Origin of the sequence: Pseudactinotalea suaedae, assembly GCF_009733815.1 — a bacterium.
GTDB classification, from domain to species: domain Bacteria; phylum Actinomycetota; class Actinomycetes; order Actinomycetales; family Beutenbergiaceae; genus Pseudactinotalea; species Pseudactinotalea suaedae.
Genome location: NZ_WNXY01000003.1, coordinates 110,381 through 124,246, shown reverse-complemented (window position 1 = coordinate 124,246; position 13,866 = coordinate 110,381). Strand labels below are relative to the sequence as shown.

The window sequence follows — 13,866 nt, the reverse complement described above, 5'->3', positions numbered from 1 at the left end:
GTGCGGTGCCTACGATCCGGCTTGCAACGATTCAATGTTGCCCGTCAAGGAGGACCCATGCCCCGCTCGTCTCGCCTCATGCGCAGGCGCTTCGCACCCGCCGTCGCGGGTGCCGCCGCGCTCGCCCTCATCGCCACCGCCTGCGGCCCTGCCGATGGTGGCGGCTCGGACCCGACCGGCGGCGACAGCGCCGACGGCGGCGCCACCGAGTTCAGCTTCCTGACCATCACCGAGAACCCCCAGATCGGCGAGGAGCTCACGCGCCTCTCCGAGGGCGCGTGCGCCGACGCCAACGCCGCACTGCCCCTCAGCATCGAGTCCATCGCCCAGGCCGAGGTCAACAACCGCGTGCCGCTGCTGGCCAGCCAGGAAGCGCTGCCGGTCATGTTCATCTCGCCGACCACCGAGTCCAAGGTCGGCGGAGACATGTACGAGTCGGGCGCGCTGCTCGACCTCGAGACCACCTTCGACGAGCTCGGCATCATGGACAACGTGCTGCCGGCAGCCGCGGAGACGGTCAAGACGATCTACGGCTCGATGGTCTCGATCCCGTTCCAGTACAACGTCGAGGGCTTCTGGTACAACAAGGACCTCTTCGAGGCGAACGGCATCGAGGTGCCGACCACGTGGGAGGACTTCAAGGCCGCGGCCGCCACGCTGGACACGGCGGGTGTGCAGCCGCTCACGGCCGCAGGCACCCAGGGCTGGACCATCACGCGCTACCTCAGCACCTACCTCGCTCGCTCGCAGGGCGTCGACGCCCTCCAGAACGTGGTCGACGGCAACGCCAGCTTCTCCGACCCCGAGTACCTGACCGCCATCGAGGAGGTCTCCTCGCTCGGCGAGGCCGGCTACTTCGGCGAGGGCGTGACCTCGCGTGACATCGACACGGTGACGTCGCAGTTCTTCGCGGGCAACGTCGGCATGATGTACAACGGCTCCTGGACGCTGTCCTCGGTCTACGACGAGGCGCAGAACCCGCTCGGCCCCGACAGCTTCGGCTTCTTCCCGTTCCCGGAGGTCGAGGGTGGCTCCGGCAGCATCTCGGACTACCCCGCCAACACCGGTACCGTGACGGCGCTCTCGGCCGACCTGTACAACGACAAGGTCGGCGACTGGCTGGTCTGCATCGCCGAGAACTACGGCAGCAGCCTCATGGAGAACCAGGGCGCCATCTCCGGTTTCGTGCAGAACACCGAAGTGGAGACGCCTGAGCTGGTCAGCGAGATCGTGACCCAGATGGAGAGCGCCACCGGTGCGGTCATCTGGTTCGAGGCTCCGTTCGGCGCCCGCTTCGGCGACGCCGCCGGCACCAACGCCGGGCCGCTGCTCGACGGCGGGATCACGCCCGAGGACTACGCCGCGGTCCTCGAAGAGGCCATCGCCGCCGACGGCTGATCCATCGACGCGGTGCGGGTGCTCCGGCACCCGCACCGCGCACCCGCGCCGCAACGGCGATGACCACCACCGCGCCCTGAGCGCGGTGTCGCGACCACGAGGAGGACCGGGCCATGCAGAGCGTCCTGGGTGACAAGAGAGCCATCGTCATCCTGCTGGCACCCGCGCTGCTGTTCTACACCCTGATCAAGGTCGTCCCGATCTTCTGGTCGCTCGGTCTGACGTTCTTCGACGGCAACGTGCTGCGCGGCTTCACGCCGGCGGGCTTCGCGAACTTCACCCGGCTGGTCGGGGACAGCAACTTCTGGGAGTCGTTGACCTTCTCCTTCAAGTACGCGGCGGTCGCCACGGTGCTGCAGGTCACCGCCGGCTACCTGCTGGCGCTGCTGTACGTGTTCGCGCTCAAGCGTTCCTCGGTGATCGTGCGCACCATCTGCTTCTTCCCGGTGATCCTGCCGACCGTGGCCGTGGCCCAGCTCTTCAAGCGGCTGTTCGCGATCAACCCGCAGCCCGGGCCGGTGAACGCCCTGATCGAGTTCTTCGGCGGGCAGAGCATCGACTGGCTCGGTGACGCCACGACCGCGTTCTGGGTCTTCATGATCATGGACGTGTGGAAGTCGATGGGGTTCTTCGCGGTGCTGCTGTTCGCCGGGCTGGTCGACATCCCCGAGGAGATCATCGAGTCGGCACGCATCGACGGCGCCAACGGGCTGCGGCTCGTGCGACACATGATCATCCCGCTGTCGCTGCCGGTGCTGCTCTCGGCCATCGTGTTCGCGATCAACTCGACATTCAAGGTCTTCGACTCGGTGATCGCCCTGACGAACGGCGGACCGGGCAACGACACCACGCCGCTGACGCTCTACATGTTCCGCACCACCTTCACCTACAACGAGTACGGGTACGGGTCCACGCTGGCGCTCGCGCTGACCGTGGTGGCGTTCCTCATCACGATCGTCGTGTTCCGCAGCTCGCGCCGCGACGTGACCGCCGCGGGAGGTGCGAAGAAGTGACTGCTGCAACGGTCGGCACGATCCGCCGTCGACGTTCGCGCATGGCTCGCGTGACGCCCGGCCAGATCGTCATCTGGGTGCTCACCGGCCTCCTGCTGTTCACGATGGCGGCGCCGATGGTCTGGCTGCTGATCAGTTCGTTCAAGACCCAGAACGAGTTCCTCACCGGTGGCATCTTCGATCTGCCGGAGAGCTGGCAGTGGGGCAACTACATCGAGGCCTGGGTCACCGGCGACTTCGCCACGAACGTGCGCAACTCGGTGATCGCGACGCTGCCCTCGCTGTTCCTGCTGCTGTTGACCGGCGTCGCTGCCGGGTTCGCGCTCGAGGTGATGGTGTGGAAGGGTCGCAACACCACGCTGCTGCTGTTCCTCGCGGGCATCATGGTGCCGGGCCAGATGCTGCTGGTGCCGCTGTTCATCTCCTACTTCCAGCTCGGCCTGACCGAGACGTACTGGCCCTTCATCCTGACCTACACGGCGATGGGGCTGCCGCTGACGGTCTTCATGATGGCGGCGTACTTCCGGTCCCTGCCGCGCGAGATCTTCGAGGCGGCCACGATCGACGGCGCCAGCATGCTCCGCTCGTTCGTGTCGGTCGGCGTCCCGATGGTGACCAACGCGATCGTCACGCTCGGGCTCGTGCAGTTCTTCTCGATCTGGAACGACCTGCTGGTCGCCCTGACCTTCGTGACCAACCCCGACCTGGCCACCATCCAGGTGGGTCTGCTGAACTTCTCGGGCGAGTACGGAGCGACCAACTACGGACCCCTGTTCGCTGCCATCTGCATCAACGTGTTCGGCACGCTGGTGATCTTCCTGATGCTCAGCAAGCAGATCATGAGGGGCATGGCGTCGGGGGCGATCAAGGGATGACGGCGGACGCAGCGGCCCGTTGGCACGGCTCGCCCCTCACGATCGGCACGTCCGGGCTCGGCGACCTCGGCCCCGACGGCGATCCGCTCCTCGCGCCGACGCGGACCGAGGTGGAGCTCGCGATCGGCATGCTGACGAGCCCCCATCGGCTCGTGGACACCTCGAACATGTACGCACGCGGGCGCAGCGAGGCCGTGCTGGGTGCGGCGATCCGTGAGCTCGACGGGCTGCCGGAGGGCACGGAGGTGCTCTCGAAGGCGGATCGTGACCTCGGGTCCGGCGCCTTCGACAGGGACCGGGTCTGGCGGTCGTTCGAGGAGTCGCGTACCCGGTTGGGCCTGGAACGGCTGCCGCTCTACCAGCTGCACGACCCCTACACGGTGACCTTCGAGCAAGCCATGGACGGCGCGAACGGCGCCGTGCAGGGCCTCGTCGAGCTGCGCGACCAAGGTCTCATCGAGCTGATCGGGGTCGCAGCCGGCCCCAGCGACCTCCTGGCCCGGTACGTGCGCACGGGTGTGTTCGACGTGCTGCTCAGCCACAACCGGTACACGCTCGTGGACTCCTCCGCCGGCGACCTCATGCAGGAGGCCGCCGAGCGCGGGCTCACGGTGCTCAACGCCGCGCCCTTCGGCGGCGGGCTGCTGGCCAACGGCTCGACCAACACGACGAGGTACGGGTACCGCGACGCTCCGCAGGAGCTGCTCGACTGGGTGGCGCGGCTGCGGCAGGTCTGCGCCGACCACGGCGTCAGCACCGGTGCGGTCGCGCTGCGGTTCTCGATGCGCAACCCGGCGGTGCGCAGCACGGTCGTCGGCATCAGCAGCCTGCGGCGGCTCGCCGAGCTCGACAGCCTCCTCGCCGAGGACGTGCCCGCGCAGCTGTGGGACGACGTCGCCGGCCTCGGCGCTCCGCCCTCGACACTGACCGACTGAACCCGACCAGAACAGCTGATGACCGACGCGATCGAGACCACCGTCCCTTCTTCGGGCTGCCGCACACCACGCAGCCAGGGCGTGCGGTACAGCCGCCGCACGGTCAGCCTGTCCGGCAGCTGGCGGTTCCGGCTGAGCCCGACGGCAGCAGGTACAGGCCCGCTGCCCGGCGACGGCACCGCCACCCCCGTCGGGGAGTGGGACGAGATCGAGGTCCCGGGCCACTGGGTGCTCCAGGGCTACGGGGACCCGCTGTACACGAACACCGCGTACCCGTTCCCGATCGACCCGCCGCGGGTGCCCGACGAGAACCCCACAGGTGACTACGTCCGGACCTTCGGGGTCCCGGTGGGCTGGCACCGTGACGGCGCGACCCTGCTGTTCCAGGGCGCCGACTCGGCGGCGCGGGTCTGGCTCAACGGCGTCGAGGTCGGGTGGTGGACCGGCAGCCGACTGCCCGCCGAGCTCGACGTGAGCGAGCTGCTGCGCGAGGGCACCAACACCCTGGCCGTGCGTGTCTACCGGTGGTCCGCCGGCAGCTACCTCGAGGACCAGGACATGTGGTGGCTGCCCGGGCTGTTCCGGGACGTGCTGCTCGTCGAGGGTCGGGGGATCGACGACGTCCATGTCCACGCGGGCTACGACCACGACACCGGCGAGGGCATCCTGCGTGTCGACGTCACCGACCGCGCGGGCGCGGCGCTCGAGGCGACCCTGGACCTGCCGGCGCTCGGCCTCGAGGGCCTGAGCTCCGCCGTCGAGCACCGCATCGCGGGTGTGGCGCCCTGGAGCGCCGAGAGCCCCGTGCTGTACGACCTGCTGATCCGCGCGGCGGGGGAGGAGGCGGAGCAGCGGATCGGATTCCGCACGGTCGCGATCGTCGACGGCGTCCTCCAGGTCAACGGGACCCCGATCCGGATGCGCGGCGTCAACCGGCACGAGCAGCACTGGGAGCGAGGGCGCGCTCTCACCTACGACGACATGCTCGCCGACGTGCTGCTGATGAAGCAGCACAACATCAACGCGGTCCGCACCGCGCACTACCCGCCGCACCCCGACTTCCTGTCCCTGTGCGACACCCACGGGCTGTGGGTCGTCGAGGAGGGCGACATCGAGACCCACGGCTTCATCTACGCCGGCTGGGAGGGCAACCCGCCCGCCGACGACGCCTGGACCCCGGCGCTGCTGGAGCGCACGGCGCGCATGGTCGAGCGCGACAAGAACCACCCCAGCGTCATCATCTGGTCGCTCGCGAACGAGAGCGAGGGCGGTGCGGGCTTCGACGCGATCGAGGCGTGGATCCGCGACCGCGACCCCTCGCGGCCGATCCACTACGAGCGCGACCGGACCTATCACAACAGCGACTTCTACAGCGTGATGTACCCCTCGCTCGAGGACGTCGCCGCGATCGGCAGGCGCGAGGAGGAGACGCCGGAGGTGCTGGCCGAGGACGCCGACGGCGAGCGTCGGCGGCGGGCGCTGCCGTTCCTGCTGTGCGAGTTCGCGCACGCCCAGGGGAACGGACCGGGCTCGCTGGCCGACTACGAGGAGATCTTCGCGGGCTCCGACCGCTTCTGCGGGGCGTTCGTGTGGGAGTGGATCGACCACGGCTACCGCGCCACCACGGAGGCGGGCCAGACCTACGTCCGCCACGGCGGTGACATCGACTACCAGCCGAACGGGCAGCGGTACTGCCACGACGGGCTGCTGTTCGCCGACCGCACGCCCTCACCCGGTCTGCTCGAGTACGCCAAGGTCAACGAGCCGGTGCGGATCGAGGTGAGCGGCGCCGTCGTCGAGGTCACCAGCCGCTACCAGATCCGGGACACCTCGAACCTCGCGTACCGCTGGCGGCTGGAGCGCGACGGCACCGAGCTCGCCACCGGCGACCTCGCGGTGCCCGTGCTGGCGGCCGGTGAGAGCGCCCGCGTCGAGGTCGCGCTGCCCGAGGCGGGCCACGGCGAGGGCGAGCTGTGGCTGACGGTCACGGCGCGCCTGTCCCACGACGAGTCGTGGGCCACCGCGGGTCACCAGGTCGCATGGGGCCAAGGTCTGCTCGACGGCGGTGCACCGCCGAGCGTGGCGGGCACCCGCGAACGGGTCGGGCAGGTGCGCAGGCTCGAGGACACGATCACGGCGGGACCGCTCGTGCTCGACGCCGGCACCGGAGCGGTCCGCTCGCTCGGTGGGCTGCCGCTCGATGAGCTCCAGCTGGACGTCTGGCGTGCTCCCACCGAGAACGACCACGGCCAGGGCGCGCTCAACAACACGACGAAGGTGTGGCGCGCCGTCGGGCTCGACCGGATGCTGCACCGGGTGGACGGCGTCGACGTCGACGCGGGTGCGGTCACCGTGCGCGGCCGGACGGCGCCCGCGACCCAGCCGTTCGCGCTCGAGACCGCATTCACGTGGGAGCCGCTGTCGGAGGAGTCGGTGCGGCTGACCGTCGACGTGACACCGACCGGGGCCTGGCACGACACCCCGTACGGCCACCACGACGTCGTGCTGCCTCGGCTGGGGGTTCGGCTGCGGCTGCCGGCGGGTCTCGGCCGGCTCACGTGGTTCGGGCTCGGCCCCGGCGAGGCGTACGTGGACAGCCGGACCGCGGTGCTGGCCGGCCGGTGGTCGCTGCCGGTGCCCGGGCTCGCCACCGAGTACCCGTTCCCGCAGGAGAACGGCAACCGCCACCAGGTGCGGTGGGCCGAGCTGACCGGTGAGGGGCTGCCCGGTCTGCGCGTCGACGCCGCGACCCCGATCGACGTCTCGGTGCGCCGATGCACGAACCACGATCTCGACCGCGCGCTCAAGCCGTACGAGGTGCCGGTGCGCGACGCGACCTACCTGCACCTCGACCACGCGGTGCGTGGGCTGGGCAGCTCCTCGGTGGGTCCGGCGCTGCCGGGCCGCTACGAGATCCCGATCGAGCCCACGCGGTACGCGGTCGTGCTGACCGTGACCGAGCCGCGCTGAGAGGCCGGAAGAGGCCGTCGAGAGCGGCTCGACAGGGAGAAGGCGCTACCATGGTGCAAGACGAGTCGATATGGAATAGATATGCTGACGCAGAGTGACGCACGAGCGGGGGTCTCGATGTTGAGCACAGACCTGGAGCAGGTCGCCCTCTGGCGGCAGCAGCGGGCCGCCGTGGCCGCGGCCGACGAGCGCGAGCGCGCGCGGCTCATCCACGACGCCGCGCAAGGCGTGCGGCGGTCCGTGGTGCGGACCATCGACGCCGCTCGGGCCGGCCACATCGGTGGTGACCTGTCGGTGACGGACATCCTCACCACGCTGTACCTCGGCGTGCTGGAGATCGACCCCGCCGACCCGACCCGGCGCGACCGCGACCGGTTCATCCTGTCCAAGGGCCACTGCGCTGCCGCGCTGTACTCCGTGCTCGCGCACAGCGGGTACTTCCCGACCTCCGAGCTCGCCACCTTCATGGCGCCGATGTCGGCCCTCAACGGGCACCCGAACCGCACCAAGGTCCCCGGTGTGGAGACCAACACCGGTCCGCTCGGGCACGGGCTGCCGGTCGCGGTCGGTGAGGCCCTCGGGCTGCGGCTGCAGGGTCTGGACCGGCGCGTGTACGTGGTCACCGGAGACGGTGAGATGCAGGAGGGCTCGAACTGGGAGGCGATCATGTCGGCCGCCCACTACCGCCTCGGCAACCTCACCCTGGTGGTCGACCGGAACCGGCTGCAGCAGGGTGCCCGCACCGAGGACACCAACGCCCTGGACCCGCTCGCCGAGCGGCTGGCGGCGTTCGGCTGCGAGGTCCGTGAGATCGATGGCCACGACGTCACCCAGCTGCTCGGCGCGTTCGCGCCGTCGACGACGGGCCGCCCGGTCGCCGTCGTCGCCAACACGATCAAGGGCAAGGGGGTCTCGTTCATGGAGGACCGCGTCGAGTGGCACCACAAGGTGCCCACGGCCGAGCAGGTCACCGCCGCGCTCGCCGAGCTGGGGGAGCAGGGCTCATGAGGACCGATGCCCCCACCGCGACCGGGTACGACAACCGGACCGCGTTCGCCGAGGAGCTGGCTGTGCTGGCCCGCGCCGACGAGCGCATCGTCGCCGTCTGCAACGACTCGGTCGGATCCTCCAACCTCGGCGCGTTCCGCGAGGAGTTCGGTGACCGGTTGATCAACGTCGGGATCGCCGAGCAGAACATGGTCGGTGTCGGCGCCGGCCTGGCTGCGGCCGGGCTGATCCCGTTCGTGTGCGGGGCCGGCCCGTTCCTGACCGGTCGCGCGACCGAGCAGGTCAAGGCCGACGTCGCCTACTCCCAGCACCCGGTCATCCTCTGCGGCATGAGCCCGGGGATGGCCTACGGCGAGCTCGGACCGACCCACCACTCGGTCGAGGACCTGTCCTGGATGCGGGCGCTGCCCGGTCTGGACATCGTGGTCCCGGCCGACCGGCGGCAGACCCGGCAGGCGCTGCGGATGCTCGCCGCCGAGCCGCGCCCCACCTACATCCGGATCGGACGTCACAAGGTGCCCGACGTCACGACCGAGGGCGAGGTCCTCGTGCGCGGCCGCATCGACGTCGCCCGGGGCGGCGACGACGTCGCGATCGTGGCGACCGGCACGCTCGTCTCGCGCGCTCTCGAGGCCGCGCGCCGCCTGTCCGACGACGGCGTCTCGGCCCGTGTGCTCAACGCCGCCTGGATCGCGCCGCTCGACCAGGCGACGATCCTCGACGCCGCCCGCGGCACCCGCGCCGTGATCGTCGCCGAGGAGGCGAACATCGCCGGCGGCCTCGGCGCCGCCGTCGCACAGCTGGTCGCGCGCGAGGGCCTCGGCGTGCGGGTCGTGCCGCTCGGGCTCACCGAGTTCGCCCCGACCGGCAGCAACGACATGCTGCTCGAGCACTTCGGCCTCACCTCTGAGAACATCGTCCGTGTGGCGAACGAGGCACTGCGGGCATGAGCGGCGCTGACGCCGGTCCGCTGGTCGTCGCGATCGACCAGGGCACCAGCTCGACCAAGGTCGCCTGCGTCGACCGTGCCGGGCACCTCGTGCGCGAGGTCGGCGTCGCGGTCGGGCAGCATCATCCCCGGCCGGGCTGGGTCGAGCAGGACGCTGTCGAGATCCTCGACAGCGTGCGCACCGCCGTGCTCGAGGCGAGCGAGGGGCTCGAGGACCGGGTCGTCGCGCTCGGGCTGAGCAGCCAGCGCGAGTCCGCCGTGGTCTGGGACCGTGGCACCGGCACGCCGGTGGGCCCGATGCTCGGCTGGCAGGACCGGCGCACGGTCGAGCTGGTGGACCGCTTGGCCCCGCACGCCGCACGGGTCCGGGAGGTCACCGGGCTTCCGCTCGACCCGATGTTCTCCGCCGTCAAGATCGCCTGGCTGCTCGACCAGGTCGACCCGGACCGCCGTCGGTCACGGCGGGGCGAGCTCGCCGTCGGCACGGTCGACTCCTGGCTGCTGTTCGCGCTCACCGGTGAGCACCGCATCGAGACCGGCAACGCCTCGCGCACGCAGCTGCTCGATCTCGGCACCGGCGACTGGTCGCCCGAGCTCCTCGAGCTGTTCGACATCCCGGCGGCCGTGCTGCCGCAGGTGACGGCGTCCGACGAGGTCAGCCGGCCTGCGCAGGGCCTCCACGGCTGGCGGTTCCATGGCGTCCTCGGCGACTCCCACGCCGCGCTGTACGGCCACGGTGTGCGCGAGCCGGGCGCGGTCAAGGTCACCTACGGCACCGGGTCGTCGGTCATGGGTCTGAGCGGGGCCGACGACGTGCCCGCCGGCCTGGTCGGCACGATCGCCTGGCAGCTCGGCGGCGCGGCCCCGCAGCGCGCCGTCGAGGGCAACATCCTGGCCACCGGCGCCACCATGGCCTGGCTGTCACGGCTGCTCGGGCGCGAGGTCGGCGAGCTCGCGGCGCTGGCCCGCACCGCGCCCGCCGACCACGGGATCGTGCTGGTGCCCGCGGTCGCCGGGCTGGGAGCTCCCTACTGGGACGGCTCCGCGCGCGCCGTGCTGCACGGTTTCGACCTGGGCACCGATGCGGCAGCGCTCGCCCGCGCCGGTATGGAGTCGATCGTCCACCAGGTGGAGGACGTGCTCGCCGCGGCTGACGCGGCCGGCGTGGTGCGCTCGGTCTACGCCGACGGCGCACCGGCGCGCGACGACGCGCTGATGCAGCTCCAGGCGGACGTCTCCGAGCGCGAGGTGCTGCGCCCCGAGACCGCCGCGCTGTCCGTGCTGGGCGCGGCCGAGCTCGCCGCCGTCTCGGCGGGTCTGGCTCCCACGCGCGACCGGAGCACCACCCGCTTCACACCCCAGGGCGACCCCGAGCACACCCGATCCGCCCGCGCGGCCTGGCACCACGCCGTCGGGCTGGCTCGCACCACGTCACGAGACGCACGACACCAAGGAGAGCAGTGATGGCACAGCGCTACGGAGCCGGCATCTGGCATTTCGCCACCTACGTGGACCGGTACGCCACCGATGGCTACGGCGACCCGATGACGATCCTCGAGGCCATCGAGCTCGCGGGCAAGGTGCGCGACCTGTCGGTCGTCGACCTCAACTACCCGTTCTGGGGCGGGGAGTTCAGCAACGAGCAGGTCGGCGAGGCGCTCGAGCGTGCCGGGCTCAGCGCCATCGGCATCACGCCCGAGATCTACACCCGCACCTTCATGAAGGGGTCCTTCACCAACCCCGACCCGGGTGTGCGTCGGCTCACCCACGAGCTGGTCACCGAGGCGGCCGACGTGGTGCGGCACTTCGGCGCCGAGTACGTCAAGCTGTGGCCCGGACAGGACGGTTGGGACTACCCGTTCCAGGTGGACCACGGCGCACTCTGGAAGGCCTCGCTCGACGGCGTGGGCCAGCTCGCGTCGGAGAACCCCGACCTCAAGTTCGTCATCGAGTACAAGCCGCGCGAGCCGCGCGTCCACATGAGCTTCGACTCGGTGTCCCGCACGCTGCTCGGCATCGAGAAGATCGGCCTGCCGAACGTCGGCATCCTGCTCGACTTCGGGCACGCGCTGTTCGGCGGCGAGTCGCCCGCCGACTCCGCCCAGCTCGCGATCGACTACGGGCGCCTGTTCGGCATGGACGTCAACGACAACATGCGGGGCTGGGACGACGACATGGTCGCCGGCACCGTGCACCCGATCGAGCTCTTCGAGTTCTTCTACACGCTGCGCAAGAACGGCTGGGAGGGCGTCTGGCAGCTCGACCAGTTCCCGTTCCGGGAGGACTCGGTGAGGGCCGCCGACCACGCGATCGACTTCCTCAAGGCCGTCGAGCGTGGCCTCGACGAGCTCGACGTGGAAGGCGTGCGCGCCGCTCAGGAGCAGCACGACGCCCTCGGTGCGCTCGCGCTCGTGCAGCGGGCGCTGTTCAAGGGCTACGAGTCGCAGCCGTGACCGACGGCAGCGCGGTCGTCGCGTCCCCGATCTTCGCCGGTCACTTCACCGGCCGGCGGGTCGTGGTGACGGGGGCGGCGCGCGGCATCGGGCTCGGGATCGCGGAGGCGTTCGCCTCGAGCGGTGCTGCCGTGCTGCTGCTGGACCGCGACGAGGCCGTGGTCGCCGCCGCGACGGACATGGCGAGCCGGGGGCACGAGGTGAGCTCCGCCGTCGTCGATCTCACCGACGACGCCCAGGTGGCGGCCGTCTTCGAGGGGGTGCGTGAGCGCTGGGGCGCGCTCGACGTGCTGGTCAACAACGCGGGCATCATCACGATCTCCGAGATCGACGAGCTCAGCACGGCCGACTTCGCGCGTGTGCTCGCCGTCAACACCACGGCCGCGTTCGTCGCCACCCGGGAGGCGGTGCCGCTGCTGCGTGCCGCCGGTGGTGGCAGCGTCCTGAACGCGAGCTCCGGGCAGGGGCGGCAGGGCTTCATCTACACGCCGCACTACGCGGCGTCCAAGATGGGCGTCATCGGGATGTCGCAGTCGCTCGCCAAGGAGCTGGCGCCGGACGGGATCCGGGTCAACTGCTACTGCCCCGGCATCGTCGAGACCGAGATGTGGCAGTACAACGACGCCGAGTGGGGCCGCCGGCTCGGCGACTACCAGCCCGGAGAGCTGATCGCCGAGTGGATCGCCGACATCCCGCTGCGGCGACCCGCGGCGGTGTCCGACGTGGCCAACCTGCTGCTGTTCCTGGCCTCCGACGCCGGCAGCTACATCACCGGGCAGGCGATCAACGTCGACGGCGGCATGTTCATGAGCTGAGGCGGCTCCCGCCGCGTTACGGGATCGTGACTGCGAAAACCTTGACGGGGCTAGCGGTTCGCGCTTAACGTTTGGAACGTTTCAAGGCAGCCGATGGAGTGCTGCTTGGTCCATGACGAGGAGGTCAGGGAATGGCAGTTCACAAGCGACGCGTCCTTGCGGCGGGGTTTGCTGCTACCGCGCTGGCGGCAGTGGCGGCGTGCTCCGGCGGGGGCGGCGGTTCCGGTGACGGCGAGAACGTCGAGATCACGCTGCTGGTGCAGACGGGCGGCACGGGTCCGGCGTGGGGCGAGGCCCTGATCGCGGCCTTCAACGAGGAGCATCCCGAGATCACGGTCACGATGAACTCCCAGCCCGGCGGCACCGAGGGCGACAACCTGGTCAAGACCAAGCTCGCCACCGGCGAGATGGAGGATGTGTTCACCTACAACACCGGCTCGCTGCTGCAGGCGATCAACCCCGACCAGAACCTGGTGGACCTGAGCGACCAGGAGTGGACGGACTCGCTCATCGAGCCCTTCATCCCGGTCGTGTCCACCGAGAACGGCCTCTACGGCGCACCGAACGGCACGTCGCAGGCAGGCGGCATCCTCTACAACATCCCGATGTACGAGGAGCTCGGCCTCGAGGTCCCCACGACGTGGGCCGACTTCATGGCCAACAACGATGCGATCAAGGCCGCCGGGCACACCGCGATCATCCAGACCTACGGCGACACCTGGACCAGCCAGCTGTTCGTGCTGGGCGACTTCGGCAACGTCGCGGCGCAGGACCCGGACTGGGCCGAGGGGTACACCGCCAACGAGCGCCGCTACGCCGAGCAGCCGGCGCTGCAGAGCTTCCTCAACCAGCAGGAGGCGTACGAGGGCGGCTACTTCAACGAGGACTTCGCCTCGGCGCTCTTCGACGACGGTCTGCGGATGGTCGCCACGGGCGAGGGTGCGCACTACCCGATCCTCAGCGGTGGCGTCTCCACCATCTCGCAGAACTACCCGGACAACATCGGTGACGTCGGCTTCTTCCCGCTCCCGGCACAGGAGGAGGACGACACCCGCGCCACGATCTGGCTGCCCAACGCCGTCTACATCCCCAGCACGACCGAGGGTGAGGAGCTGGAGGCGGCCAAGCTGCTGGTGGAGTTCGTGAACTCGCCCGAGGGCTGCCGCCTGCAGGTCGAGCTGAACGTCCCCGCCGGCCCGTTCGCCACCAGCCTGTGCGAGCTTCCCGCGGATGTCCCGCAGGCCACGCAGGACCTGCAGGTCTGGGTGGACAACGAGCTCGCCAACCCGGCGCTGGAGTTCGTGTCGCCGATCAAGGGCCCGAACCTGGAGAACATCACGGTCCAGGTCGGTTCCGGCATCTCGACCGCTGAGGAGGGCGCGGCCCTCTACGACGAGGACGTCATCAAGCAGGCGCAGCAGCTCGGTCTCGACGGCTGGTGATCCGTGCA

Annotated in this window: 11 protein-coding genes; all 11 read left to right on the top strand. The window is 70.3% G+C overall.

Features of this window, described 5'->3' with window-relative positions; translation table 11 throughout:
• Positions 1–57 precede the first annotated feature (57 nt).
• The 11 genes from GPA04_RS06120 to GPA04_RS06070 all read left to right on the top strand — a co-directional run bounded on the left by GPA04_RS06120 (position 58) and on the right by GPA04_RS06070 (position 13,858).
• Positions 58–1,398: an ABC transporter substrate-binding protein gene (locus tag GPA04_RS06120; protein WP_156223203.1), complete on the top strand. Its 1,341-nt coding sequence runs from the start codon at positions 58–60 to the stop codon at positions 1,396–1,398.
• A 113-nt stretch (positions 1,399–1,511) separates the two neighbouring features.
• Positions 1,512–2,411 carry a carbohydrate ABC transporter permease gene (locus GPA04_RS06115; RefSeq protein WP_156223202.1) on the top strand — a complete coding sequence of 300 codons (900 nt, stop codon included), beginning with the start codon at positions 1,512–1,514 and terminating at the stop codon, positions 2,409–2,411.
• A 41-nt stretch (positions 2,412–2,452) separates the two neighbouring features.
• Complete coding sequence (locus GPA04_RS06110; protein ID WP_156223201.1) at positions 2,453–3,286, top strand: carbohydrate ABC transporter permease; 834 nt, start codon at positions 2,453–2,455, stop codon at positions 3,284–3,286.
• Complete coding sequence (locus tag GPA04_RS06105) at positions 3,283–4,221, top strand: aldo/keto reductase (RefSeq protein WP_156223200.1); 939 nt, start codon at positions 3,283–3,285, stop codon at positions 4,219–4,221. Before GPA04_RS06110 ends, GPA04_RS06105 begins: the two co-directional genes overlap by 4 nt.
• 18 nt (positions 4,222–4,239) lie before the next feature.
• Entirely contained in the window at positions 4,240–7,191 is a 2,952-nt protein-coding gene (locus GPA04_RS06100; protein ID WP_156223199.1) for a glycoside hydrolase family 2 TIM barrel-domain containing protein, read from the top strand.
• Between the two features lie 117 nt (positions 7,192–7,308).
• A complete protein-coding gene (locus GPA04_RS06095; RefSeq protein ID WP_156223198.1) occupies positions 7,309–8,199 on the top strand; it encodes a transketolase in 891 nt (296 codons plus the stop codon).
• Positions 8,196–9,149, top strand: coding sequence for a transketolase family protein (locus GPA04_RS06090; RefSeq protein ID WP_156223197.1), 954 nt, complete (start codon positions 8,196–8,198; stop codon positions 9,147–9,149). Before GPA04_RS06095 ends, GPA04_RS06090 begins: the two co-directional genes overlap by 4 nt.
• The gene (locus tag GPA04_RS06085; RefSeq protein WP_156223196.1) at positions 9,146–10,612 is read left to right on the top strand and encodes an FGGY-family carbohydrate kinase; all 1,467 of its coding nucleotides are present in this window, start codon (positions 9,146–9,148) and stop codon (positions 10,610–10,612) included. Before GPA04_RS06090 ends, GPA04_RS06085 begins: the two co-directional genes overlap by 4 nt.
• Positions 10,612–11,601 carry a sugar phosphate isomerase/epimerase family protein gene (locus GPA04_RS06080; RefSeq protein WP_156223195.1) on the top strand — a complete coding sequence of 330 codons (990 nt, stop codon included), beginning with the start codon at positions 10,612–10,614 and terminating at the stop codon, positions 11,599–11,601. Before GPA04_RS06085 ends, GPA04_RS06080 begins: the two co-directional genes overlap by 1 nt.
• Positions 11,598–12,416 (top strand): SDR family NAD(P)-dependent oxidoreductase, encoded by an 819-nt coding sequence (locus GPA04_RS06075; protein WP_206674138.1) that lies wholly within the window; start codon positions 11,598–11,600, stop codon positions 12,414–12,416. Before GPA04_RS06080 ends, GPA04_RS06075 begins: the two co-directional genes overlap by 4 nt.
• 131 nt (positions 12,417–12,547) lie before the next feature.
• Entirely contained in the window at positions 12,548–13,858 is a 1,311-nt protein-coding gene (locus GPA04_RS06070) for an ABC transporter substrate-binding protein (protein ID WP_156223194.1), read from the top strand.
• Positions 13,859–13,866: the final 8 nt, after the last annotated feature.

Coding starts and splice junctions, on each gene's coding strand:
- GPA04_RS06120 (WP_156223203.1), top strand. CDS start 58: ATGCCCCGCTCGTCTCGCCTCATGCGCAGGCGCTTCGCACCCGCCGTC.
- GPA04_RS06115 (WP_156223202.1), top strand. CDS start 1,512: ATGCAGAGCGTCCTGGGTGACAAGAGAGCCATCGTCATCCTGCTGGCA.
- GPA04_RS06110 (WP_156223201.1), top strand. CDS start 2,453: ATGGCTCGCGTGACGCCCGGCCAGATCGTCATCTGGGTGCTCACCGGC.
- GPA04_RS06105 (WP_156223200.1), top strand. CDS start 3,283: ATGACGGCGGACGCAGCGGCCCGTTGGCACGGCTCGCCCCTCACGATC.
- GPA04_RS06100 (WP_156223199.1), top strand. CDS start 4,240: ATGACCGACGCGATCGAGACCACCGTCCCTTCTTCGGGCTGCCGCACA.
- GPA04_RS06095 (WP_156223198.1), top strand. CDS start 7,309: ATGTTGAGCACAGACCTGGAGCAGGTCGCCCTCTGGCGGCAGCAGCGG.
- GPA04_RS06090 (WP_156223197.1), top strand. CDS start 8,196: ATGAGGACCGATGCCCCCACCGCGACCGGGTACGACAACCGGACCGCG.
- GPA04_RS06085 (WP_156223196.1), top strand. CDS start 9,146: ATGAGCGGCGCTGACGCCGGTCCGCTGGTCGTCGCGATCGACCAGGGC.
- GPA04_RS06080 (WP_156223195.1), top strand. CDS start 10,612: ATGGCACAGCGCTACGGAGCCGGCATCTGGCATTTCGCCACCTACGTG.
- GPA04_RS06070 (WP_156223194.1), top strand. CDS start 12,548: ATGGCAGTTCACAAGCGACGCGTCCTTGCGGCGGGGTTTGCTGCTACC.